General features: G+C 62.4%; 18 protein-coding genes. 12 read left to right on the top strand and 6 right to left on the bottom strand.

Annotated features, from left to right (window positions below; translation table 11 throughout):
* Positions 1 to 93: 93 nt before the first annotated feature.
* From VGN12_26550 to VGN12_26540, 3 genes are all read right to left on the bottom strand, one after another.
* The gene (locus tag VGN12_26550; GenBank protein ID HEY4313041.1) at positions 94 to 429 is read right to left on the bottom strand and encodes a hypothetical protein; all 336 of its coding nucleotides are present in this window, start codon (positions 427 to 429) and stop codon (positions 94 to 96) included.
* A gap of 636 nt (positions 430 to 1,065) precedes the next feature.
* Positions 1,066 to 2,295 carry a hypothetical protein gene (locus VGN12_26545; protein ID HEY4313040.1) on the bottom strand — a complete coding sequence of 410 codons (1,230 nt, stop codon included), beginning with the start codon at positions 2,293 to 2,295 and terminating at the stop codon, positions 1,066 to 1,068.
* Positions 2,296 to 2,975: 680 nt separating this feature from the next.
* The gene (locus VGN12_26540; protein ID HEY4313039.1) at positions 2,976 to 4,163 is read right to left on the bottom strand and encodes a M48 family metallopeptidase; all 1,188 of its coding nucleotides are present in this window, start codon (positions 4,161 to 4,163) and stop codon (positions 2,976 to 2,978) included.
* Between the two features lie 409 nt (positions 4,164 to 4,572).
* On the opposite strand from VGN12_26540, the gene VGN12_26535 reads away from it, so the two are divergent.
* The 10 genes from VGN12_26535 (at position 4,573) to VGN12_26490 (ending at position 16,398) form a co-directional block, all read left to right on the top strand.
* Positions 4,573 to 5,703, top strand: coding sequence for a hypothetical protein (locus VGN12_26535; protein ID HEY4313038.1), 1,131 nt, complete (start codon positions 4,573 to 4,575; stop codon positions 5,701 to 5,703).
* 87 nt (positions 5,704 to 5,790) lie between these two features.
* Positions 5,791 to 6,042 (top strand): 50S ribosomal protein L27, encoded by a 252-nt coding sequence (rpmA, locus tag VGN12_26530; protein ID HEY4313037.1) that lies wholly within the window; start codon positions 5,791 to 5,793, stop codon positions 6,040 to 6,042.
* A gap of 86 nt (positions 6,043 to 6,128) precedes the next feature.
* A complete protein-coding gene (obgE, locus tag VGN12_26525; protein HEY4313036.1) occupies positions 6,129 to 7,139 on the top strand; it encodes a GTPase ObgE in 1,011 nt (336 codons plus the stop codon).
* A complete protein-coding gene (locus tag VGN12_26520; protein ID HEY4313035.1) occupies positions 7,136 to 7,921 on the top strand; it encodes a type III pantothenate kinase in 786 nt (261 codons plus the stop codon). The genes obgE and VGN12_26520 overlap by 4 nt, the downstream gene beginning before the upstream one ends.
* Positions 7,922 to 7,982: 61 nt before the next feature.
* The gene (locus VGN12_26515; GenBank protein HEY4313034.1) at positions 7,983 to 9,149 is read left to right on the top strand and encodes a GTP-binding protein; all 1,167 of its coding nucleotides are present in this window, start codon (positions 7,983 to 7,985) and stop codon (positions 9,147 to 9,149) included.
* Between the two features lie 275 nt (positions 9,150 to 9,424).
* Positions 9,425 to 11,563, top strand: a complete 2,139-nt coding sequence (locus tag VGN12_26510; GenBank protein HEY4313033.1) for a hypothetical protein — start codon at positions 9,425 to 9,427, stop codon at positions 11,561 to 11,563.
* Positions 11,563 to 12,060 (top strand): FxsA family protein, encoded by a 498-nt coding sequence (locus tag VGN12_26505; GenBank protein HEY4313032.1) that lies wholly within the window; start codon positions 11,563 to 11,565, stop codon positions 12,058 to 12,060. The genes VGN12_26510 and VGN12_26505 overlap by 1 nt, the downstream gene beginning before the upstream one ends.
* 103 nt (positions 12,061 to 12,163) lie before the next feature.
* Complete coding sequence (locus VGN12_26500; protein HEY4313031.1) at positions 12,164 to 13,180, top strand: CBS domain-containing protein; 1,017 nt, start codon at positions 12,164 to 12,166, stop codon at positions 13,178 to 13,180.
* Positions 13,181 to 13,305: 125 nt separating this feature from the next.
* Positions 13,306 to 15,141 carry a GTPase domain-containing protein gene (locus VGN12_26495; protein ID HEY4313030.1) on the top strand — a complete coding sequence of 612 codons (1,836 nt, stop codon included), beginning with the start codon at positions 13,306 to 13,308 and terminating at the stop codon, positions 15,139 to 15,141.
* Positions 15,142 to 15,372: 231 nt separating this feature from the next.
* Positions 15,373 to 16,398: a metallophosphoesterase gene (locus tag VGN12_26490; protein HEY4313029.1), complete on the top strand. Its 1,026-nt coding sequence runs from the start codon at positions 15,373 to 15,375 to the stop codon at positions 16,396 to 16,398.
* Positions 16,399 to 16,431: 33 nt separating this feature from the next.
* Here VGN12_26490 and VGN12_26485 read toward each other — a convergent pair whose 3' ends face one another.
* The 3 genes from VGN12_26485 to VGN12_26475 form a co-directional block, all read right to left on the bottom strand.
* Positions 16,432 to 18,672: an HlyD family efflux transporter periplasmic adaptor subunit gene (locus tag VGN12_26485; GenBank protein HEY4313028.1), complete on the bottom strand. Its 2,241-nt coding sequence runs from the start codon at positions 18,670 to 18,672 to the stop codon at positions 16,432 to 16,434.
* A 106-nt stretch (positions 18,673 to 18,778) separates the two neighbouring features.
* Complete coding sequence (locus tag VGN12_26480; GenBank protein HEY4313027.1) at positions 18,779 to 19,738, bottom strand: HlyD family efflux transporter periplasmic adaptor subunit; 960 nt, start codon at positions 19,736 to 19,738, stop codon at positions 18,779 to 18,781.
* Positions 19,739 to 19,855: 117 nt separating this feature from the next.
* Positions 19,856 to 21,910, bottom strand: a complete 2,055-nt coding sequence (locus tag VGN12_26475) for a biotin/lipoyl-binding protein (protein ID HEY4313026.1) — start codon at positions 21,908 to 21,910, stop codon at positions 19,856 to 19,858.
* Positions 21,911 to 22,875: 965 nt separating this feature from the next.
* Here VGN12_26475 and VGN12_26470 point away from each other — a divergent pair.
* The gene (locus tag VGN12_26470; protein ID HEY4313025.1) at positions 22,876 to 23,556 is read left to right on the top strand and encodes a glycosyltransferase; all 681 of its coding nucleotides are present in this window, start codon (positions 22,876 to 22,878) and stop codon (positions 23,554 to 23,556) included.
* A gap of 176 nt (positions 23,557 to 23,732) precedes the next feature.
* Positions 23,733 to 24,908, top strand: a complete 1,176-nt coding sequence (locus tag VGN12_26465; GenBank protein ID HEY4313024.1) for an aminotransferase class I/II-fold pyridoxal phosphate-dependent enzyme — start codon at positions 23,733 to 23,735, stop codon at positions 24,906 to 24,908.
* Positions 24,909 to 24,927 lie beyond the last annotated feature (19 nt).

Genomic DNA, 24,927 nt, shown 5'->3' with positions numbered 1-24,927 from the left:
ACAGAACGTGCTGCGATTGTAAGACGAACAAGCAAGCAACGCAGCAAAGAACGAGCCGTTCTTGCAGAGCCAAGCAGGGAGGGCGAGCGACGCCTAGGTCAGCTCATTGAGCATGAACAAAATCTCGAACGGCTGGTTGCCCGTGGCACCGGTGATGACCTTGTACGGCAGCGGCGTTTGCTGGCCATAGATTTTGCGGTCTTCGACCTTGGGATGCGCTTTTTTGCCAAGTTCTCGGGCGACGGCCGCGAAATCGAACGACGCCTCGACCGGCGTGCCATCGGCGGTCACGACATGGACCGTGGTAAAAGAGCCGCCGTCCGGCCGATCGCTGACGATCGGGTGATACGTGAGTTCGGCGCCGACCGGCTTGGCACGCTCGACCGCGCTTTGAAGAGCCGCGACAACGTCGCTGTGAATGTCAGTCATCGGATGAGTGCTCGTGGGGTGTGAGGATCAAAGGATCGCTCGCGGTCCGTACACAAATATAGGTCACTTCGGACCGTGTTCGCGGATCTGGAACCCCGCGAGAAAATCCTGCTTTTTGAACGGAATTGGCAGGATTCCGAGACGGCGGTGTTCGCACGTGCAACGCTTGGGTGATCGATCGTCGTTAAAATGGTCTAGGCTGCATCGTGCCGACAGATGCCTCAGGAAATATCGCTGTGGCGCGTGCGCATTCCGATCGTTCAGAGCCGGCCGGCATTGCGACGATTTGGATCGCTTCGTCCCCTAGCCAACGCCGCCATATGGGGATTTCCCGACGTGGGAGTCGTTGCAACGCGGGGTTGCGACACGGCTTCTCCCACGTATAGACGATTCCCCCGTCGAGGACGATTTCCTGCCTGGCCGCATTGCGCCGCTGAACGTACCCGTACTGCGCCGCAACGATCGCGCATAGAGTCATGCCGCAGAGCATCGCTGAGAATCCGAATTGATACCGGCGGCGGCGGATAAGTTCGCGCGTCATGACGGACTATTCTAGCCGTCGTCGCATTTCTGCGCAACCTGCGCGAGGTGGCGCACTCAAGATACTGGCTGCCAGATACCAACTACTGGCTACCGTTAGTAAATAATGCCAGCGCCGATGTTGAATCCGACCAGGTTAAACATGACTTGCTCGGCGTACGAGCAGGCCGTGCTAACGACGGGGGAGATGTGCGAGGTGGATTCGGCCGATGCGCACAGCCCGCCGCCGGCGCCCCAGTATTGATATTCGAAGGCGGTGCGCAGAAAGGCGCGGCCGGGGAACCAGACTAGTTGGCGTTCCCATTGCGTGCCGGCCTGGAACTCGGCGATGAACAGGTCGCCCGTGCGGCTGGCCGACATGCCGTTGGCATCCCAGGCGGACGGCATCGTGGTGCAGACCAGCGAGGTTGCCACTTGGGCGTCGGCGTGGCTGGTGCCCCACAGGATCGAGTAACGATTCGAGAAGAACAGCTTGAACGGCGAGTTGCCGAGCGCCCGGGTACTGTAGCCGCCGAACGTGATGCCGGTTCCTTGAAAGCTTTGCGCGGAATAGGCCGTGGAGGAAATGGCGTAACCGTCAGCGAACTGATTCGCCGTTTCGCGATGCCCGATCGCGACCGAACCGTAGCGAATGCCGCCGAAGCCCCAGAAATTCCACAGCCCTCGCGACCAGCGGCGCTGCATCTCGAGGTCGGCGGTGTAAGCCTGGAATGCGTTATAGGCCGAGAAGCCGCCCGTCTCGGATCCGGCATCGGTCGGGCCGAATCCGCTGCCCCAATTCGAGGCGTACCAGAAGCGCCCCAGCACGCCCCACGTCTGTCCCTGGCGTCCGAACATGATGCGCGGCCCGGCCAGGAACAGGTTATTCGACTGCGCGAGTGTTTGATCGAGCGGTCCGTTCAAGCCCGACGAGCCGGTTCCGACGAATGAATTTCCGTGCGCGAGTGTCGGCCAGAAGAACGTCGACTCGGCCAGCGCGATCGGCGACCAGGCCGGTGCGCAGCTACCGGGCACCGCGCAAGGCAAGCTATTGCACGACGGACAGGTCGGCGCCGAGACCGGCGGATTGAAAACTTCCGAGGCGGGGCGCGGCGCGAACGGATTTGCGGCAGGTTGCGAGGAATTCGGTGGGACGGCGGGGATGGTGCTATCCGGGTCCGCGGGATCCGAGGCTTGGCCCGTCATGCTGTACGTGCCGATGCGCGAGGCGTCGAAAGTCGACAAGCTGTCCCACTGTGGCATTGCCGCGGTTTGGGCAAACGCCTGGCAAGACAAGCCGGTGACCACGGCCATCGCAGCCACGACGAACAATCGCTTTCGAATCATTTGAGTCAGCTCCGACTTTCGACTACTTTCCCGGCGCGCACTTCGCCAATGACACAGCGCGGCTTGCGCAGTTTCGAGCAGGTGCTCGCATAAGTCAGCGAAAGGTGTTTTGTGGCGCGCGGGCGCCACAAACGCGCGGGATCGAGCGTGGATAAAATTCAGGGAGGGGACTTGCGGGCTTCGCAGGTGCAAATCTGACGTCACGGTGCCGGACGATGCACGCACGAAGATCTTGTGGTTCGTGTCGCGCGTGTCGAAGGGACGCGACAGAAATCTAGGACAGAGATGCGGTCACGCCGTGAGGCGCGCAGCACTGCCTGGGCTGGTCGTCGTAATCGAGGAATACTGGCGGTTCGTTCTTGCCCCGCTCGTGCGGACGTACGCAGATACCGGGTAAGGCCGCCACGGCAAAATCCCGATGTGCGTTGCGGCCTTTATAATCTTTGATCGTCATGCCGGTATTTAGGATTCAGCCTGACCCTCAACATTGCGAAAAAGAAACGACCCCTGCTGGCATCGCCTAATAGGTGTTTCACTGCCGAAAACCACGGCGCATCCCGAGTCAGACGCGCGCTGTCGCGGCGGATGCATGCTGGCAACGCAATCGCATTCTCGACGGTAGCAAACGCGCGCTGTAAATGTTTTTCAGCTACCGAGCGCAAGCGTCCGGCACGCGAGGTTCACTCCGTGGCGATCGCGATTCGTTCGGCGATCGGCGGATGACTGTGGAAGAGAGTCACCGCCAGGCGGGGCGGATCGGGGTCGTCCTTGTTCAATTTCGCCAGCTTGCGAAACGCCGAGATGTACGCGTCACGCAGGCCAGTGCGCCGTAAAGCGAAACGATCGCACTGCCGCTCGAAGCGCCGGCTGGTCACGTTTTGCAGCGGTCCCAGTACCAACGAGAAAATGCTCAACGCGAACATCAGCATCGGCAGGGCATAAACGGGCAGTTGCCGCGGATCGTAGACGCTCGTGCCGATCCACAGTGCGAGCATCCGATCGCAAAACCAAAAGCCGAGCGAGCCGTAGACAAAACCGAGCGCCATGAGTTTCGGAATGTGGCGATAAACATGATGGCCAATCTCATGGGCGAAGACGACTTGGATCTCGTCGAGCGAGAAACCGTCCAGCAGCGTGTCCCCCAACAGCACGCGCCGCGTGCGACCGAGGCCGGCCAGCATGGCGTTGGCCTTGGCGGTTTCATCGCTGAGGATCATGCGGTAGACCCCTTCGATCGCCAGCCCCGATTCCTCAGCCAGCGGAGCAAAGCGTCCGGCCAGCTCGGAATTGTCGAGCTTCTCGATCTTGTAAAACAGCGGCAAGATCAGGACCGGCGCTAACTGACCGAGCACCACGCTCACCAGGAAGAAGCCAATCGCCGCGGCCGCCCACCACCACGTGCCCACGAACCAGAACAGCGAATAGAGCGCAATCACCATCACGGCGCCGAAGCCAACGGCCAGCGAGAAACGCTTGGCATGCCGCGCCAGCCATTGGCCGAATGATTGCCGGCTGAGGCCGAAGCGGTGCTCGATCGAGTAGCCTGAGAAGCAGGCCAGCGGAAACGACACGCACTCATGCAATCCGATCATGATGCCGTACAGGGCCATGAGTCGTAGCGGTGCCGAACCGATGCGTTCGGCCAGCCAGGCGTCGATCGGCACGGCGGCGAAGAAAGCGAATAAGCCCAGGTACAGGACGTCGAGCCCGGAATCCGCCAGGTCGAGCGCCAGTTGCCAGCGGCCGTATTGCCGGGCCTCGGCCAGTTGGTCGGGGGACATTTCGTCACGCTCCACCTCGTCGGGTGTCACGGCGTCAACGGCTTGATCTGTGGGGGGCGTATTCGTCGGAATTGTTTCGTGCGACATGGCGATCGTTTCCCGGCTTCCACTGTTCCGTTCATCATTACTGTACGTAGGACAACAAAGCGCGTGCCACGCGGTCGATATTCCGCCGCCGGCTCGCCGGGGTGAATCGTCAGCGTGCAAAACCTAATCCTGAAAAGAGTTAAGTCGAGCAGGCAGGACTCTCCCGCGAATTGGCCTGCGGCGGTGCGTCCCGTGACAACTTTATCCCGCTGGACGGCTAACGACTATGACGGCCGTATACCGGCAAATCGACGGGCGCGGGACCGCCTTGGCGCTTGACCCTGCTACGGAACGCCAATTAAGCTAAAAACTTACCTCTTCTTCGACCGCCGAGAGCCTTCGCTTCGTCGAGGGCGGCCCGCTGCGGACCCCTTCACGGATCGAGTTGTCGCGCCGAGATTAATCCGCAATGTCTGTTGTTCGAAGTTTCGCGATTTTTGCGTTCCTGCTGGGGGTCCTCGGTCTCGGGGCTGCGACGTCGTACGCCCAACCGGCGCCCGCGGCGCGCCCGCCAGCGAAAGCGCCGACGGCCGTGGCCCGCACCGCGACTCCGGCACGTCCCAAGTTCCGTAAGCTGGCACCGAACGCTATGCGAACGGTCGATCCCCAGCGGCAATTGGACGAAGCGTACGATCGACATGACCTTGTCGAAGTACTCACTTCGGATCCCAAATACGCCGAACGAGAATGGGCGAAAGGGAGCTCGCACGGCAAATCGCCGGCACGTGATACGGTTTTTCGCCGTGATATCTGGTCGCTGGAGTTCGCATTCAAGCCCGTTCGCTTTGTCCGCATCGACGAGCCGATGCCGGACGGTCGCATGCAGAACAAGCTAGTTTGGTACCTGCTCTACAACATCAAGAATACCAGCGATGAGCCGGTCACGTTTGTCCCGTATTTCGCGCTGGTCAGCAACGACCGCGGCAAGGTCTATCCCAGCCGCGTCATTCCGCTGGCCACACCGTTGATTCGCAAGCGCGAGGACCAGAGCCGACCGCTGTTGAACACCAGCGAAATGATCGGCCGCATCGCGCCGACGCCCAAGGGGCAGGAAGCCACGATTTGGGGCGTGGCCACCTGGGAGGACATCGACCCCGCGACAGACCATTTCTCGATTTACGTCCAGGGGCTGACCAACGCCTATCGCTGGGAAAACGAGGCCGGAGCCTTCAAAAAAGGGAATCCGCCGGGCACCGGCCGGCACTTCTACCCAAAAACCCTGATCCTGAATTTCTGGCGTCCCGGCGATAAGGAGTTCGAGCACGAAGGGGAAATCCGCTTCGAGAACTACTCCTGGGGCTATGGGGAATTGACGGAGAAGGGATTTATCGCTAAAAAGCGCGATCCGGTTCCCGCCGGCGCGGTCCGCGAGGGACCAGCCGCTGCGGAACCTGCAGCCGACGAGGGCCTGCCCGCCGACGGTGACGCTCAGCCCGCGGATGGCGAGATGGCCCCCGACGGTGCTGAGGCCCCGGAAGGCGAGATGGCTCCGGAGGACGAGGGCGCCGCGGTCGAGGAAGCCGCACCGGATGAGAACTGACCAAGAAACACTCGCGGACGTTTGCCGGAACTGAACCCGGGACGCGTACCGCCGATTCCCAAATTAGCGATCGAGGAGATCTCAGTCATGGCACATAAAAAGGGACAAGGTTCGAGCAGCAACGGTCGCGATTCGAAAGGTCAGCGGCGCGGCATCAAGCGCTACGGTGGCGAGCAAGTCACGGCTGGCAACATCCTGGTCCGCCAGGTCGGCAGCCGGTATATGGCGGGCAAGGGTGTCGGTCAGGGCAGAGACTTCACGCTGTTCGCCCTGGTGAATGGTGTCGTCACGTTCGATCGCAGTGGCCGCCGGGTCAATGTGTTCGCCGCCGCCAGCTAACGCGGCGTGATTCCATAGCTCATGCGGGGACGGTCCACGGCGGGTCGTTCCCGTTTTTTTTTGTAACCTCTGCACGTCAGGGCACCATGTTCGTCGATCGCGTGAAAATTCAGGTCGACGCCGGCAAAGGGGGAGACGGCTGCCTGAGCTTCCGCCGCGAGAAGTTCGTGCCGCACGGCGGACCCGACGGCGGTGACGGCGGCGACGGCGCGAGCATCATCATCGTCGCGCGCGAAGGCGTGAACAATCTCGCCGCGCTGACACATCGATATCATTGGCGCGCCGAAAGCGGTCAGGCCGGCAGCGGCTCGAATCGCTACGGCCGCGGCGCCGAGGACATGATCCTGTACGTCCCGCCGGGCACGGTCATAATCGACGCCGTGAACGCCTTCGTCATCAAGGATCTGGCGCACCCCGGCGATCAAATCATCGCCGCCCAGGGAGGGCGCGGCGGTAAGGGAAACCTGCATTTCAAAAGCTCGGTCAATCGTGCGCCACGGCAATGGACCAAAGGGCAAGAAGGGGAATCGCGGGCCCTGATCCTGGAGTTGAAAGTCATTGCCGACGTGGGGCTGATCGGTAAACCCAACGCCGGAAAGAGCACGCTGCTGAGCCGGCTGTCGCACGCCCGCCCCCAGATCGCGGCTTATCCGTTTACGACCAAGTATCCGAATCTCGGTCAGGTGCGGCTCGACGCCGAGCGCTCCTTCGTGCTGGCCGATCTGCCCGGCTTGATCGAAGGAGCCCACGAAGGGGCCGGGCTGGGACATGAATTCTTGCGGCACATCGAGCGGGCCGGCATCCTGGTCCATCTGGTCGAACCAATGCCCGCTGATGGCACCGATCCGCTGGCCAACTACCTGACGATTCGCAACGAGCTATCGCTGCACGACGCCAAGCTGGGGAATCGCCCCGAGATCGTGATCGTCTCGAAAGCCGAGCTGCCCGGCGCCGACGAAGTGCAGCAAAAACTGAGCGAGCATCTCGGACGCAATGTGCTCAGCATGTCGGCCGTGACGGGCCAGGGATTAGACAAGCTGTTGAATGCCATCACTCATGCGTTGGATGTGCAGCGGTCCCCGGAAGCGATGCAATGAACGCGCCTGGCATCTTGCCTCTTGTGGCGGTCGACGTCGGCAACAGCCGCGTCAAGCTCGGTCTGTTCGACAGTGTGGATCGTAATCCGCTGCCCGAGCCGGTTAGTACGCTCGATATCGGTCCGAGCCTGGATGAGTTGGAAAAGATTCGCCAGTGGCTGCCTGACCACGACCTGACGCGCCCTGCCTGGTGGATCGGCAGCGTGCAGCGCGACGTGGCCGGCCGGCTGGTGGCCTGGTTAAAGAACCAGGACGTCCCGCGGATCACGATGATCGCTTCGTCGGATTTACCGCTCGTGGTTTCACTGCCGCAGCCCGACCGCGTGGGGATCGATCGACTGCTCGATGCCGTGGCGGCAAATCGCTTACGCCGTCCGGGCGAAGCGGCCGTCGTCGTCGACCTGGGCACCGCGATCACAGTCGACCTGATCGACGGCACTGGCGCATTTCTCGGCGGAGCCATCATGCCGGGGATCGCGACCAGTGCCCGTGCCATGCACGAGTTCACCGATTTACTGCCGCTGGTGGAAATGTGGAAACTGGGCGAAGCGCCGGCGCCGCTGGGTACCGCGACGATAGCTGCGATGCAAGCCGGATTGTTTTGGGGCGCCGTCGGAGGCGTTCGTGAGCTCGTCGAGCAACTCGGTGCGCAGCTCAAGGTGCGTCCTCGGTTGTTTCTTAGCGGCGGCGCGGCCCCCTCGGTGGCCAAGCTCTTGGCCCACGACGCCGAATACGTGTCTCATCTGACATTAGCCGGTATCGCCATCACCGCCGCGCAGTAAGGTGTTGCGTCGTTGCTCGCGACGCGCGCGGTACCGATCAGATCCTATGCGCAGATAAACGATGTCCACCCTCGGCGATTTTGACGTCTGCGTTCTCACTCCTGCCGGGCGCGGCGCCGTGGCCGTCGTGGCTGTCTCGGGACTGAACGCCGGCAGTGGCGTGGGGCAATACTTTCGTTCGTCGTCGCGAATTCCGACTGAGCAATTCGCGATGCAGCGAATCTATTTCGGGCGTTGGGGCGCGGACGACGGAGAAGAAGTGGTCGCTTGCCGCACGGCGTCCGCCGAATTCGAGATCCATTGCCACGGCGGCGTCGCGGCCGTCAGTCGCATCGTCGAGGATCTGCGGCGAGCCGGGGCGCGGCAGATCGATGACGCCCAGTGGCTGTCGTCGCAGAGCATCGACGAGATTCAACGTGAGGCCGCGCTGGCGCTGACCTGCGCGCGGACCGAACGCTGTGCCGGCATACTGCTCGATCAATGGCAGGGCGCGATGTCGCATGCTATCGGCGAAGTGATTTCGCTTTGTAAGCAAGCTCACGCAAGCGCGGCCCTGGGACGCTTGCAGGCCCTTACGGCGTACCGTGCGCTCGGCCGGCATCTGGTCGAGCCTTTCACGGTAGCCCTGGCAGGTCCTCCGAATGTCGGTAAAAGCAGCCTGATTAACGCCCTGGTCGGCTACGAGCGCGCGATCGTTTACGACGCCCCCGGTACGACACGGGACGTCGTAACCGCGCAAACGGCCATCGACGGCTGGCCTGTCACGCTCTCGGATACCGCGGGATTGCGCGAAGGAGCCGATCCGCTCGAGGCGGCAGGCGTCCAAAGCGCCCGGGCGCAACTTTCGGCCGTCGAACTGGTGGTGTTGGTGTTCGATGCCCGCCTAGCATTGAACGCGGACGAACAACGTCTACGCGCCGCTTTTCCCGGCGCGATCGTTGTTGCCAATAAGTGCGACCTGGTTTCTGAACCGAAGTTGCGCCGGCAAGAACCGCTCATTCGGACGAGTGCTATCACTGGCGAGGGCGTTTCTGAGCTGCTAGGCGCGATCAGCCACCGTTTGGTGCCAGAGTCGCCGCCGGCCTGTGCGGCGGTCCCTTTCACCGAGGATCAAACAACCGTGCTCACGGATGCGATCCGAGTTTTGACAGGCGGCGATTGCGCGAGTGCGGCCCGCTTGCTCGAAGCGCTGCTGCGGGGTGCAAGTGTTTCGCCGCGTAACGGATGAAGCGTTCGCACGACCGCTAGCACCAGGGGTGATAACGGCCCACCATCGCTAGCACGCGCAGGATCTCTCTAGGCGCGCCGGGCCGCAACGCTATACTCACGCGGCTTTTCGAGGCTTTGAGACCTTTAGTTGCGAGAGTTCTTCGCACGGATCAGACGGGCAATCGGCCGAGCGCTTTTTTGCGAACCGTCGATCGGCATGGCGTCACCGCACTGGGACGTGCAATGTTCTCGCTCGTTTGGCGTGCGCGCCATCGACAGAAGGAGATGCCTGGCATGTGCTGGAAGTTTATTCGCTCGCTGCTGATCGCGGCCGCTTGCTCGATTGCCGCGCCGCTGGGCGCGAGCGACACCGCTTCACGGGACTCGAAAGCCTCGTCGACGATCGCTGCCGTAGCGGCCTTCGAAGAAGATGCGGCGAGCGGCGAACCTCCGGCCCCTCTTCCCGAAGAAGCCAGCGACGACGCAGCGAGCGCCGAACCCGCGCCCGCTGAACCAGCAAGCGATGAATCCACGGCCGACGCCGCCCCCGGCGATACCTCGGCGGAAGCCATGCCCGAGGATTCCGAGCCGGTGATCGACACGTCCGTTGTGTCGGGCGGTGCGAAAGCGGCTGAGGAAATTGACGAGGACGCAAAGCTTCCCCCGGCACCCGAGGTCGAAGACGAGACGATAGCGCCGCCGCCGCCGGGCGGAACGCTGTTGGACAAAATCAAAAAAGCGTCCACACCCGTCGCGCGCCCGCAACCGGCTGATTTCCACGGCCTGCGCGTCGGCGAGTCGACGTCGAAAGAGATCGATCAGGCCCTCGGTAAGCCGCTTTCGGTCGTGCAGCAGAAGGACGTCGAGCGGCGCACCTATCGCGTTGACGGCTCGGCGCGGGTCGAAGTGCGCTGTCTGCAAGACACCGTGCAAGCGATCGTCGTTTCCTACGATCCGCATCCGCGCTGGAGTGAGCTAGCCACGGAACTCGGCATGGCCACCGTCGCGCCGGCCGACGTCGTCGACGAAATCGGTGAGATGGTGGGCATCGCGCTGCCGGAAAAGGGTGTGCTCGTCGTGTATGCGCCGGGAGCCAAGGACCGTGTTGCGGAGTTGGTCTATGAGCGCGTCGATGCGCAGGCCTTCACCTTGCGTGCCGAGCAGAATATGGAAAAGGACGATACCACCTGCCAGCAAGATCTGGACATGGCGCTCGTGATCGATCCGCAATGCTCGCGGGCGCATTGGTTACGAGCCCGACTGTTGCGCGACATTGGGCAAAGCGATGCCGCCACCAAAGCGTGCGATATGGCCGTTAAGCTCGACCCTCGCAATCCGCGCTACCGCCTGACGTCGGGCGCTCTGCTGGCTGACGTGGGCCAACACACCAAGGCGATCGATCAAACCAAGCAAGCGCTCGCCTTGTCGGCGGCCCGACCCGAGTTGAAGGCCTGCTGCCTGAACCAAATGGGTGAGGAGTTGTCTACGGGACCATCGCGAGATTACAAGGCGGCGCTGCCGATGCACATGCAGGCGATTAAATTCGCTGAACCCTTGGTGAATGATCGGCATCCAACCGTAAGGCGATTGGCGCAAGAGTCGTTGATCGTGGCGCACCTGTCTGCCGCGCGCAACATCGCCTGGGGCAATTGGAAGATGAAGAAAACGATGGTTCCCAACTGGCTCAATCGGGCCGACGAACTGGCCAACGAATTCGCCGCGAACAAGGACGCCAACGTCGACATGCGATTGCCCGTCTGTCGCGAGGCGCTGACTGCCTGCGTCGGCATGGAAGGGGACCTCGATCCCACGCCGTGGGTCGAAAAGACGATCGCCATTTCGGCACCTGCGCTGTCCGAGGCCAAGGATCCACTGCGACACCGCCAATTGGAATGGGACATCGGGACCGCCCTGTACGATGCGCTGCAAGTCTTTCACACGGCCGGTGACGCCGAGCAGGCGATGAAATACGGCATGCTGGCCGTCGAGCATCTCGAGGCCGGCTCCGAGGGTCGCCAGCTTGAACCCGTCGAGGCATACTTATTGGGTCGGCTATACTTCCGCATGGGCTCGGTCTGTGCGTTGTACATGAAAGACCCGCAAGAGGCGGTCGCCTGGTTCGAACGGGCCATTCCGCAGTTGGAACGGCCGGTGCCCACGGCGGCGCTGACCGACACGGGCCGTCACGGAGAAGGTTTCGTGAGCATGGCCGTTTCGTACTGGGCGGTGGGAAGTCACGAAGAAGCAGTCCGGCTGACGCGCAACGGACTGAAGCTGATGGAGCGAGCGGTCAAGGACGGTACGTTGGATCAAGCGGCGCTGCGTGTGCCGTACACGAACCTGGCCACGATGCATCGCTTCCTGGGCGACGACGAACAGGCCGATGCCTTCACCGAGATGGCCGCGAAGCCATCTGACACACAGCGGAAGTAATGAATCCTTTGCTCTGGATCGTCGTTCTACCGGTTGTCGATCTGGCGCTTCTGATTTGGATCGGGCGGCACACCTCGCTGGGCTTCGCGTTGATTTTGGTCGCCGGCGGCGCGGTGACCGGTATGGCGCTGCTGCGGCGCGTATCACGCGTTTCGCTACGCACGATGCAAACCGATCTGGGTAGCGGACAGGTTCCTCTCGCCGCGGCCGGCAAAACGCTCTCGCTGTTGGTCGCCGGCATCCTCTTGATCGTTCCTGGCGTGCTGACCGACTTGCTGGCCCTGGTTCTGTTGGTTCCGCTCGGACGCCGGCTGCTAGGGCTGTGGTTGGTTACCCGGCTGCGCGGTCATGTCGAAGTGCGCGGATTTTCGGCCTTTAACGACAATTCGAGCGAGCCTGCTGCGCACGATCGCATCATCGATGTGCGCGTCGTCGACAGATCGACCGAAGCACTCGACAAGCCGGACACGACGAATCGCGGTTCCGGCGCGCCGTAACAACCCACCTGGTCAAAGAACGCGCAAAGCTCCGGCGCGGGATTGTTCGCAAGCTAAAGTTGCGTGGAATCGGCAGTTCTCACGCAATCGTCCAGGTCCCGTCATGCAGGGCAGTCGCCGTCGCTCAACGTCCGCGGAGTTCGGTGGCGCTGCGCCCGAAACGCGCGCCGGCGGAACGAGCATTCGGGCGCGTTACGCGCTTGCGCTGGGAATCCTTGGTGCGGCCTTGCTGCTGGTCAGCGACGCAATCGCAGCCGAGCGACAGCGATCGGCCGAATCGGTCGCCGCCTGCATCGTCTCGTTCGAAGACCTCATGCCGGGCTGTTACTACTTTGATCTTTCGCACGCGCCGCTGGCGGCCGGGGCGCTCACCCAAGGCTTGAGGATTCCGTGGTGGCTGGTCGTCTCTCTGTCGGTCGCGATTTTCGCGTACGGTGCGTGGTACGTGATTGCACGGTGGCGCATGCAGAAGGAAGATTCGTCGCAGCGCTATCGTCGGCCCCGCGCGGCGCGTGTCCCGGCGCGGATCGTGGCCAAGCGACAAGCGATTGCCGCCGCGCTGAAGGTCGCGCCGGCGTCCGCGCGCAATACGGCGCTCACGGTGCGTCAAGTGATGACCGAGGCGATCGTGATCGCGCCGCCGTCGACCTCACGGCAAACACTCGTCAATCTGCTCGCCTCGGCACCGTTGCGTCACTTGTTGATCTGCGAACATGGCGGCCGGTTGTTAGGAATCGTCACGGATCGCGACCTGCGGCACCGCATCGGCAAGCGGGCCGTGGATTTGATGACGCGCGGCCCCATCTGCGTGCCATCGGGCGCCTTGTTGGGGCCGGCCACGGCGCTGATGGTCGATCACCAAATCTCCTGCCTGCCGGTGATTGACGAAGGGCGCGTGCGCGGTGTTTTGACTGCTGATGATATCGCCCTGGCACTGGAATGCGTGTTGCAGGCCCATGAAGCGCCTGCGCGGCAACCGGCTGCCGCGGATGAGACCGTGGTGCTGGCCGCCGTGCAAAATCTTTGCGATACGGTGCGGGTATCGGAATCGCCTGTTCGACCGGCGCCGATCGTCACGTCCGACTTGCCCCCGCAAGAACTCACCACGACATCGTCGTGAGCGACGCGGTAGGCCGGGGCCAAGCCAGACGCGCAATGCACGCGAAAGCCATTCGGGCGAGGTTCTCGGATATAATCGGGGTGCGTGAAGGTTAAAACCGTGCCGCCTCTGCTACGTGCAAATCTATGTCCCACGAAATGCTGACACACCTGGGTCTGCTGGCCGAGGTCGACTCGCTGGCGGCCGAGCTTTCGGCGTGGGCCGAGCATTCTCCGGCCTGGCCTCCGGCGCGGCATTGTCAGGCGCTCGTGCGCCGGCTGCTGGCCCGCGTCGACACGCTGCGCGTGCGGCTCGACGCTCCTTTGATTGTCGCGACGCTAGGGGGAACGGGCACGGGCAAGAGCACATTGGTCAACGCCCTGGTTGGCGCGGAAGTCAGCTCTGCGGGGCGCGAGCGCCCCACGACGCGGCAGCCGACCTTGATCTGCCGGCCTGGCCTGCGATTGGCGATGCTGGGGATCGATCCCGAATCGGTGAACGTGATCGAGCGCGACGCACCCGTACTGCGCGACGTGGTGCTGCTGGATTGCCCCGACCCGGACACGACCGAAGACGAGGCGCTGCGCGGCACGAACCTGGCCAAGCTGCGCGAGCTATTGCCTCATTGCGACGTGCTGCTGGTGGCGACGACGCAGCAAAAATATCGCAGCGCCCGGGTGGCCGAAGAACTGGCGGGCGCCGCAGCAGGCGCACGACTGGTCTTCGTGCAAACTCATGCCGACATCGACGCGGATGTGCGCGATGATTGGCAGCGATCGTTGACGGGGGAATACACGACGGGCGAAATGTTCTTCGTGGATTCCTTGTCGGCCATCGCCGAGGCACGGCAAGGGATCAAGCCGCGCGGGGAGTTCGGACGGCTGGTCGATCTGCTGACGCGCGAGCTGACCGTGGCCGCGACGCACCGCATTCGCCGGGCGAACTTCTTGGACCTGGTCGGCGAATCGCTTACGACCTCCCGGCAACGTGTCGACGGAAATATCACGCAAGTTGAACAGCTCGAAGCTGCGATTCAGGAACAGCGCGCCAGGCTCGCCGCCCGCCTAACCGAAAGACTGCGCGACGAATTGCTCTCAAGCCGGCGCAGTTGGGAAGGCAGGCTTGTTAGCGAGGTGACGTCGCGGTGGGGATTCAGTCCCTTCTCTTGCGTGCTGCGCCTGTACCAAGGCTTGGGAGGACTGGTCGCCGGAGCGGCCCTGGTCCGCGTGCGCAGTGCGGCGCAACTGGCGCTGTGGGGAGCTTTCGAAGGGGGGCGGCGATGGCGCGCCCGCCGAAACGCTCGCCGGGGACAATCGGCCACGGTCCGCGCGGCTGCGCTCGGCTGGGAAGAATCGGATCTGCGCACTGGCGCGATCATCATCGACGGCTACGCGGCCGAAGCCGGGCTCGATCGCCGCCGGCTGGAACCGGCGCCGCTGGCGCGCGAGGCGGCAAGCGTCGCCGCCAGCTTTATCGGCGATGCCTCGGCCCAATTGCAATCGGTCATTCATCGACAGGCCGAACGTCATTCGGGGCTGGTGACGCGCACCGTGTATGAAATTCTGTTCTCGATCATGTTCTTTGGCCTGCTATACCGCTTCGCCAAGAACTTCTTTTATGATTCGTGGCTCGCGCCTGAATTCGGATTCAGCGCTACCGCGCAGCCGGTGCTGGGTACCGATTTCTTTCTCGGCGCGGCGCTCGTTCTCACGGCTTGGAGCGGGCTGTTGATATGGTCGTTCACGTCGCGATTGCGGCGCGGGCTGACGGCCGAAATCAACGACGTTGCCCTGGCCTGGAGCAGTCCGAAGCTGGCGGCCGGATTCTTTGCCGATGTCGCAAGTCAGTGCCGCGAAATCCACACCTGGCACGACGAGCTATCGCGGCTGAACGCGCGGGTTACGGACCTGCAAGCACGCCTGGCAGGGCCCGAGCTATTGGGGCACCGGGTCGTGAGCCGCGGTGAAGCGCGCCCGGAATAGTACTGTGCTGCCGGAATCAGCGGGCCCAGTTCCTAGAAGGGCCGGCCCGCCGGCTGCGGTGAATCCTGTCTTGAGCTAGTTTCGCAAAGCTGGTAAAAGCCGGGCCTTTGCGGTGATTGGCCAAAGCCGATCTCCCCTTCGCCATCGCGGTACTTACAAGCGCGCGACGAGCGGCTGTTGTCTCTCTTTTTTTTTGCGGCGGCCAAGCCGCGCGGACGTCGATGGTGCGACATGAGAATCACGCGACGACGTAGCATGGTCCTGCTGTGCGGCGCCATGTTGTGCGGCATCATCGCCTGGGGTGTAGCTAGAATCTCGCCCACGATCAGCGAGCCTGCTAGCTTTTCGTCCCCTGCCGACGCGAAGCTGTGGAGCTTTGCCTTCGTCGGCGATACGCACGAAGGGCGCGGCATCACGGATCGCATCTTTGCGAAATTGCGCGACGCGAACCTGGAGTTCGTCGTGCATCTGGGAGATATCGTCGACCGAGGGGATAGCGACGAGCAGTGGGAATACGTCCTGAACGAAGCAGCCAAGAACCGGCTGCGATTGATGCCCGTTGTGGGAAATCACGACAAGGAAAAGTGCTACGACGATCGGGGAGAAATTCGCTTTCGGCAATATTTCGCCCACTTGCCGCGCACCTTCTATCACTTCCGCCACCGTGGCCTGAACTTCGTGATGCTGAACTCCGAGCGGTTCCCGCTGCCGGGTACCGAGCAAGCGAACTTTCTCAGTTGGGAGTTATCGCGGCATCCGGGGCCCACGGTCGTCTGTCAGCATCGCCCGATTTTTACCGGCAGCAAACGCGATTGGGCGAACATGTATTGGTTCCGCTTGTGGACCCACGGCGCGCTGAAGAATTCCGACGCGACGCTCGTCCTGACCGGGCACAACCATTACTACGAACGATCGAAACCGCTCGACGGCATCACCTACGTCGTTAGCGGTGGCGGCGCGCCGAACTTATACGCCGCCGAAAAGCCCGCTGCATACACAGGCGCACTGACCGCGGGGCGGAATCATTACGGGCTGGTCGATGTTTATGACGACCACTTGGCGGTGCGCGTGCTGGACCTGGACGATCAGGTCATCGACACGTTCGACGTAGCGCTGAATAGCACGGAGCACGCGCCCGGCACGGCGAAGAACCTGTCGGCCACTGAACTACCGCCGATCGATACGCTGCCGGCCTATCGAGAAGAGCGGCTAGGATTGCGCCCCGGAGCGCCGGCGATCTTGCCACGCCCGTGGTGAACCGCAGCGTACCTGCAACGTGCGTGACGGCACTTATAGCCGGACGTTGAAGGTATCGCTGAGCAGGCGCCACGCGCGCTGGGCGGCCGTTTGCCAGCGGGCGTGAATCTTTGCGCGGCCGCGTAACCCGCTCCGCAGCAGATCGTCAGGCCCCGTCAAGGGAAAGACGAGCGCCTGGTACGAAGGGCTCCAGGGGCGCTCGACGCCGGACTCGTCGGTCTTTGACGCAACTTCGCCGCCGGACTTGTTGGACATGTTCTTGGGCGTGGCCTTCATATCCTCCAGGGCGATCTTGGCAATCTTTCCCTGGAACTCGTCCAGCGGCAAATGGTCGAGCTTGATGTCGACGCTCTGCCCGGTCGCGACGAAGTCGATCTGCGATTGATCCAGCACCAGGTCGGCGTGCATCTGGTTGGGATCGCCGACCATGCAGATCAGAGTACTCACGCTTAGGTAAGATCCTAGGTTGCGCGATTCGAGCGGCGTGCCATACCAACTGGGAAGTTGTCCGTCGGGGTTGACCGTTTTGTGCGGCAACTCAGGAGGGGGCAATACGGTTCCGGCCATCGGCGCCAAAATGTCGAGCTTCGCCAGGTCGGCTTTCTTTTGACGCAGGGCATCCTCGGTCGCGAGGATATTTTCGTGAACGCTGGCCATCTGAAGGGCCGCCGTGTCGTCGCGGAACTGTTGCAGTTGCAGCCCTGCGTATTTCGCCCGATCGACGGTCAGTTTGCCTTCGAGGTCCGTGATCAATAGCTCCAGGTCAGGGTTGCTCAAACGCAGCAGAGGCTGACCGGCATCGACGCGCTGGCCTGGCTCGACCAGGATTTCCTCGATGCGCCCCGGGATGATCACGCGCACGCTGGCGGCCTCGTGCGGCTGAATCTGCAGCATGCAATACTCGCGATGCGGTAGCGGCACGGTAAAGATTGCAGCGATCACCGCCCCCACCACGGCGACCGTGGCCAGCAAGCGTAGCTTCTTCACTTGATCGGTCCTCCCTGGCACGCGGAAGTAGGTCCACAGCTTCCACAAGGGCTGCACGAACAAACCGTACATTGCCGCCATGGCGATGACGCGGCCGATACTCTTCAAATGATACGGCTCCAGCATCCGCTGCAAGAACCACAGAATCGAGAACACCACGACCCAACTGTACGTCACCGCCGCCAGGCTATAGATGGCGAACAGCGTCTGGTTGCGGTCGGGCAGAAACGGGTTATCGGGCTGCTCGATGCCCAAGCACCAGTAGCTCAGCTTGCGATTGAGAATCTCGCTGGCCTTCTGCCGCAGGTTTGGAATCTCGAGCAAGTCCGACAGGATGTAATATCCGTCGTAGCGCAGCAGCGGGTTGCCATTGAACATGATCGTGCTGACCGAGCAGACGAACATCGTGCTCAGGCACAATTGATTCAACAAGCCTGGCTTGCTGTACCACCATAAAAAAGTGCAGATCGAGGCGATGATCACCTCGACGTACATGCCGGCGGCGCCGATCATGGCGCGCTGCCATTTGCTGGGCAGCATCCACGAGTCCGACACGTTGCAATACAAGCAGGGCGTCATCACCAGCAACATGACGCCCATCTCGTGGCACTCGCCGCCGAAATGCTTGCACGTCAGGCCGTGGCCGAACTCGTGAATCACTTTCGTCACGGCCAGCGTAATGCCGATCCAGACCGCGTTGTGCAAATTGAAGAAATCGTGGAAGCCGGGCAGCTTCGCGCGAAACTCGTCCAACTGCACCATGACAAGCAAGAGCGCCGACACGGCCAGCAGCATGCAGCACACCACGGTGGGCGTGCGAAACATAAATGCCAGGCGACGGTCCAGCCAGGTGAGCAAACGGTCCGGATCGATGCCGCGAAAGCGAATCGAAAGTACGTTCGACAGCTTGCCCCAGAACTCCTGCCACCAGCGCTCGTCGCGGCGCTTCTTGAGCTGTCCTCCCTGGCCCGGCGTGTCGGCGATGACCAGCCCACGACGGTGCAAGGTGACGATGAACTGCTGCAGTTCTTCGACCGTGATCTTTTGCGGCGGAAACTCGGCTTCGAACCGATCCTTGATTTCATCCAGGCTGGTGTGGCCGTCCAGCATCTGCAGGATGGCGAATTCCTCTTCCTGAAAGCGGAAGTAGGACAGGCTGACGGGCTCTTTGACGACCCAGTAGGACCGGCCGTGGTAGCGGTGCCGTTTGACGGACAAGTCCGGCCGAGCGCGGACCCCCAGCCGCCGTGCGGAACTGGAGACCAGACTGTCAGCCAACGTTGCCATATTTCAAGAAGCTCTGACGAAAAGATGCGGCGCTCTGGCGATCGAATCGGCCGCGAACCAGGCTGAACACCGTTCGAAGCGACTTTATCGGGCACTTCGCGGGGCGTTACCTCGATTGCGCCGCGGTGCCGGACGGTTTGCCGGGCAATGCGTCGATCACCATTTCCTCGGGCTGCATACCGGGACGCAGCAGCCAGGGGCCATCCCCTTCGGCGCGACGATTCACGACCTCGGCCAGCACGCGATATTTGCCGTTGGGGAGCAACTCGGGGTCGATAAACACGACCTTGCCCTGAAATTCCTCGACGCGGCTCGGGCCGACCTGAGTCATGACCTTCACCGGGCGATTGGAAATTTGATCGGGGCCGAAGTCCTTGATGTTCAACATCCCCTCGACGCGCAGCTTGTCCATTTGCACGATCCGTACGATGGGGGAACCAGGATTCAGCCATTCGCCGACGCCCGGCGTGATTTCGATGACGTCACCGGCCAGGGGCGCGGTAATCTTGCGGCGTTGGATATCGTTGTCCGCGGCGTCGACCTCGGCCTCTTTGGCCCCGGCCGTGAGGCGATTGGTCTTTTGCTTCAGCTCGGCCTGCTCGATGGCCAGGTAAGCCTTCTTCCATTGCAGGCGGAGCTTTTCCATTTCGACCCGAGGGCGCGCCTTGGTCGCGATCCGATTGGCTTCCTCACTGAGCTTGTATTCCATTTCGGCCACGCCCGATTGCGCCTGATTGAAACGAATGTCGACGTCGTTCTCGGCCTCGGTTTGCGCGACCTTGTGTTCGGCAACGGCGACCTTCTTCTTGCTCTGCGCCTGGCTGTCATCGATCTGGCCTAGCACGTCACCCGCCTGCACTTCCATCCCTTCGTGAGCTTCGAGGCTCTGCAGAACGCCGGCCTCTTGGGCCGAGACCTGCACGTCGAAGCGATCATTCAGCTTGACCAGGCACTCGGGATAGCGGATGTGCGCCTCGGAGGGCGAGCCCCCGGTCGACTGCTGCGCAACGCCGATCAGCGTAACGGCCAGCACGATTCCACAGGCGACAAAACTAAGACGCAGCATAGACGAACTCCTTCGCTGTCGGGTCGACACGCGATTTGCCCGGTGGCTTTCGATGATTTACGAGTGAGGTCGCTGGCCTGGGCCCGAGTGGACCACGGGTACACCTGGATTCGGAAATTAGATTCGGAACAGTACGCGTGAATGGAGGAACTCGATCAAGTCGTGGAACCAAACGAAGCCCACGGCACGCTTGCCGCAGAATACGTTGGACCTGACGCCGGCACCCTGGCTTAGCTCTTGCAAGTCGTGCTTGTCGATCGCGACATGGACAAGCACGGTGTTGCCGTCCTCGCCGCGCACCTCGGCCGCCAAGTGGACGTCGCCGACTTTGCCTTCGTGCCAATGCGACGGATCGTTTTCCAGAATGTACGTCACCTTCAAATCGTGTTGATTCGCTTCTTTTTGGGCACGGGCGATATAGCCCATGTGCTCTTCGGGTATGAGCACTTCCAGCTCCCAATCGCCGTTGGGATCCGAAATGCTCATCAGCACCTGCCCCGGCTGCACGGTACGCCCCTCGAGCAGGTTATCCACGTCCCAGGTCGTTACCTGACCGTCGATCGGGCTGGTGATCTTCAATCGCTCGCGCTTGCTGAGCAAGATCTTCAACTGCGCCCGCAGGCTGAGGAGCTTTTCCTTGGCCTGGCTTTCTTCGGACGCGAGCTTTGCTTCCTCCGAGGCGGTCGATTGCCGAGGGTCGGACTTGCTCGATTTCTTGATTTCGATCAAATGTCGCGAGATCGACGACAGGTTTTCGTTAACCTCGCTCAACGTTCCTTCGACTTCCGTGATCTTTACGTCCAGGTCGGTGTTTTGCAGGTCGGCCAGCAATTGCCCTTTGCGGACCGTGGCGCCGTGCTCGACGTAGACCTTGGTCACGGTCCCCTCGACACTGGCGGAAACGTCGCGGCGAATGACCGGCTGCAGCTTGCCCTTACCTTGAATCTTGAAATTCGCCGGCACCACACACAGGGCGATGACCGCGCCGATGACGGCCAGCGAAATCAAAATCGTCTTCGGCAACGTGCGGGCGGCCAGCACCCAGCGGGCTTTGCCCAGCGACCGCCACACGGGCAGCAAAAACAGGCTGTTGTGCTCCAGCGCGTTGCCCAAGGCCGTGGCACTGTGCTCGCAGACGACGTTGACGCGCTGCACCATGCCGTCGCGCGGACGGCTGTCCTCAATTTGTTCGACGATCAGGGCGCCGATCGCTGTCGGCGGCGGCGCGTCCTCGTCGGTCGCGCCGGCCTCGGGCCTGATCAGCGGCAACACCGCCACGTTCTTGGCGTGCGACTCGTCGACGTACGCCTGCAGCGCATTTTCGACTTGCGGCGCCATGTCCGACGTATCGCCCGAGTACCAGACCGGCTCGCCGGCGGCGACCACGGCCGTGGCCAGTTCGCTGAGCAGCACGACGGTATTCGAGCGGCGGTCCATGACGTCCTGGCCGCTGACGGCCTCGACGCGGCACTTGCGACCTTTACGCAAGGCCACGCTCACGCGATCGCAGCCGATCAAGCGGCGTGCTTCGTTCACGATCGTAAAGGCGGCCACCGACGGATCAAGGCTGGTATGCGCGGCGCGCGTGAAGTTTTCCAACTGATTCCACAGCGTCTGCCGATCGCTGTATTGACGCAACTGGCGCGAGCGGAGGAAATCCCCCATCAGCTCGCACATCTGCATCAAGAATTTCAGATAGCCGCGCTGCGTGCGAATGTCGGCACTGGGGCGCTGAAAGATCTCGACCAGCCCCTTCGGCTCCCCCTCGATTTGCACCGGGCCGAGCACGAGCAACATCGGCGTCGGATTGCCGGTCTTGTCGTCGGACTCATCGCCGGCGCCGGAGAAGGGGGCCGCTAGTGCGCCTTCGCCGCTGCGCAAGACTTTGTGCAGCAATCGGCCGTGGCGAGCCGTATCCTCTTCGTTCTCGCCGAGCCGCGTTTCGCGCAGGTTGACTTGATATTCGAGTTGTAGCCCGCCCCCTTCCGCGACCGTCCAGACAGCACCGCCAACGGCGGCCAGTGCCGTGACGACGCGATTCAGAAACTCGCTGTAGAACTCGGCGGCGCCGATGTCCTGACGAGCAAGTTGCGCGATCTCCCCGACCAGACTGCGAATCTGTTGTTTCGTCTGCTCGATCAGTTCCGGGTTGATTACCTGATCGGTACTCATAGGCGCGCTGAAGGCTTGCTGAGGGGCTTTTTCGTGTTACTTGCGTGCTATCGGCTTTCGCCCCCCAATACGGCGGGGAAGCGAAGAGGGTTCATGAATGCCGTCAACGCGAGCGGTCGCCGGAGGACGGCCGAATCGCACGCAACTGCCACGGTATCCATTATTTCAAGTTCTACGCCGAAAGCTCGCTCCTCGCTGACTTTTCCGTGATGGCCGACGGAATGGCCGGGACGTTCGCGGCAATCGTTACCGCAGGAACAATCCTCTAGATCAAGTATTCGGCCGGCGAGTGGGCCGATGGTCTGCGAAAAATTATCTGATCGCGAAAGTTTTACCGCGGGTGCTGGCAACCCCCGCCTCGGCTCGCCTCGTGCGGCGAGCGGAAGCCGATTCCGCCCCATGTTGCCGCCGCACCCCGCAGGGCCAGGCGACCCGGTATTTTCGTATATGGTCGGCCCGAATCCGACGCGATCGTTGCTCCGTGATCGGTGCGTTCAATATAGGGGTGGGCCGGGGTCTAGCACAACGAAAATGCCTGCGCCCGGGGGGTGACCGATGGCTATCTCGCCCCGGGGTTCCAGATCTTTCACAATGCTATATCCGGCGCTGCACCTTCGGTACGGCTCGGAGGGGCGCTGGGAAGCCGAGACTGTGTCTCGGTTGTCATCGCATCGAAATCGATTGATGCGATGTTGCGACGCAGTCGCCCCGGCCGGTTCGTGGCGGGTCCCCGTGCCGTCGGGACGACCGAGGTAAGGCATTTCGATCCCCGCTGCGGCTCATACACCGCTCATAAGCAAGCCGCGGGTTCTGGTGCGACGCAACGATCCCGCTTCTTTCCAAAGGGCGACGCTCGTTACACTGAAGTTCTACGCACGGCGCGGTCATTGAACTCGTTTCCTGGCCCGCTCGCGAGCGGAATCCTGGCCGCACGGCGCGGCTCTCCTCATTCGGCGAACTGTTTGATGCGCGTCTTGATTGCGAGTGACATACCGATCGAGGAGCAGGGACCGGGCGCGCGGTCCTTGAGCCTGGCCGTGGGATTGGACGGCGCAGGGCATGCCGTGCGCATGATCGACGTGGGGCCCGCCGGAGTTGTCTCGCGACGTATCGGTATGCGCCGCGTGATCGCCGCGCCCGACAACCCGCGCGCCGAGTTAACGTTCGACGCGCCGCATTTTGGCGTGCGACCGACCCTTGGCCGTCGATTTACCGAACTCTCGGATGATGAGTTGTCAACTTTTCGCTCTACGCTGCGGCGAGCGCTCGATGCCGAGATCGACGATTTCGATCCACAAATCGTTCATTGTCAGCAGGTGTGGATCATGGCACATCTGGCGCTCGAGTCGGGAGCGCCCTATGTTGTGACCGCTTTGCGCGAGGAGCTGGCAGAATTCGAATTCGATTCGCGCTATCAACGGCTGGCTGCCGAGGCCGCCGAGAATGCCAGCCGGGTGATCGTCGCTGACGCAGCGCTGGCGGCGGAAGTGCAATCACGCTTCGGCGACTTGGAAGGGCGTGTCGCGATCGTGCCGGGCTTGCCCGAAGATCCTGCTCAAAGCCTCGACGAGGCGTGCGTCGCGGAGTTGACCGGTCTATACGCGACCGTGCTCGACGAGCGATTGGGGCGGCGCTGGCGCGCTTGAGTGGCCGGCGCACGCCGATCCGCGGCATGGCGCCACTCAGTTCGATGCGCCGCCCGGTTGCGGGTGTGGCGACGTGTCATGCACCTGGCCTGACTATACTATCGCGGTAATGACGATCGTGATTGCGCGGTGATCGCGTACGTTTGTATATCTCACGCACCTCAAGGCTCACTCCTATGGCTGAAAAGCCGGATGACATCTGCCCGCGCCCCGACGTGCTGCCGCCACAACCGACGCAGCCGCTGGTTGCACCGCTGTATACGGCGGCCGTTTATCGCTGCGAGAGCATTGATCAGGCCGATGCGCTCTTGGGGGGCGAGCTGGCCGGTTACGCCTATCGACGCGACGGGCATCCCAATGCCGATCTGCTGGCCGAGAAGTGCCGTGTGCTGCACGGTGCCGAACGGGCCGCAGTTTGCTGCACGGGCATGGGAGCGCTGGCGGCAATTGTCCTATCACAACTCGCGCCCGGCGATCACGTGCTCGTGAGTAATCAACTATACGGCCGCACGTCGTTACTGTTGACCGCAGAATGCTCGCGATTGGGCATCCGCAGCACGGTGGTTGACGTTTGTAACCTAAGCGCGGTGCAGGCTGCCCTGTCGCCGGAAACGAAGCTCGTCGTCGCCGAAACGATTGCGAATCCACTGCTGCGCGTGCCCGACATCGCGGCGCTATCGACGTTGGCCCGTTCGTCAGGCGCGCGACTGCTGGTCGACAATACGTTCGCCAGCCCGGCTATTTGCCGACCGCTGGCGCTCGGCGCCGAACTGGTGATGGAAAGCTTGACGAAGATCATGAGCGGACACAGTGATGTCTGCCTGGGCGTGATCTGCGGATCCGAGAAATCCTGGCAACGCGTCCCCAACGTGCTTTCGACGTGGGGACTGGCGTCGAGTCCCTTCGATTGCTGGGTGGCCGCGCGCGGGCTGGGGACGATGGCTTTGCGTGTCGAGCGCGCCGCGAGCAATGCGCTGGCCGCCGCGCATTACCTGGCTGATCAACCACAGGTCGCCGCGACTTATTATCCGGGGCTCGAGTCACATCCCGACCACGCGATTGCGGCGCGCCAATTCGCAGGCGCGTTCGGCTCGATCGTTACGTTTACGTTGTCCGGCGGCCGCGCCGCGGCGGACCGGTTCATTCGCGCGGCGCAGGCCATTCCGTTCGCTCCGTCGCTAGGCGACCTGAGCAGTACGCTATCTCACCCCGAAAGCACGAGCCATCGGGGACTGACCGCCGCGGCACGCGCGGCACTCGGTATCACCGGCGGCACGATTCGTCTGTCGCTGGGAATCGAGTCGAACGAAGGGGTGTTGGCGGCGCTGGCCGAGGGATTAGCCGCGGTTTAATGAAGCTTCAGGCCCAATT

It is taken from the genome of Pirellulales bacterium (assembly GCA_036499395.1).
GTDB lineage: Bacteria > Planctomycetota > Planctomycetia > Pirellulales > JACPPG01 > JACPPG01.
Note: the sequence above shows the minus strand (reverse complement) of the source record. Positions and strands in the feature narration are given on the sequence as shown.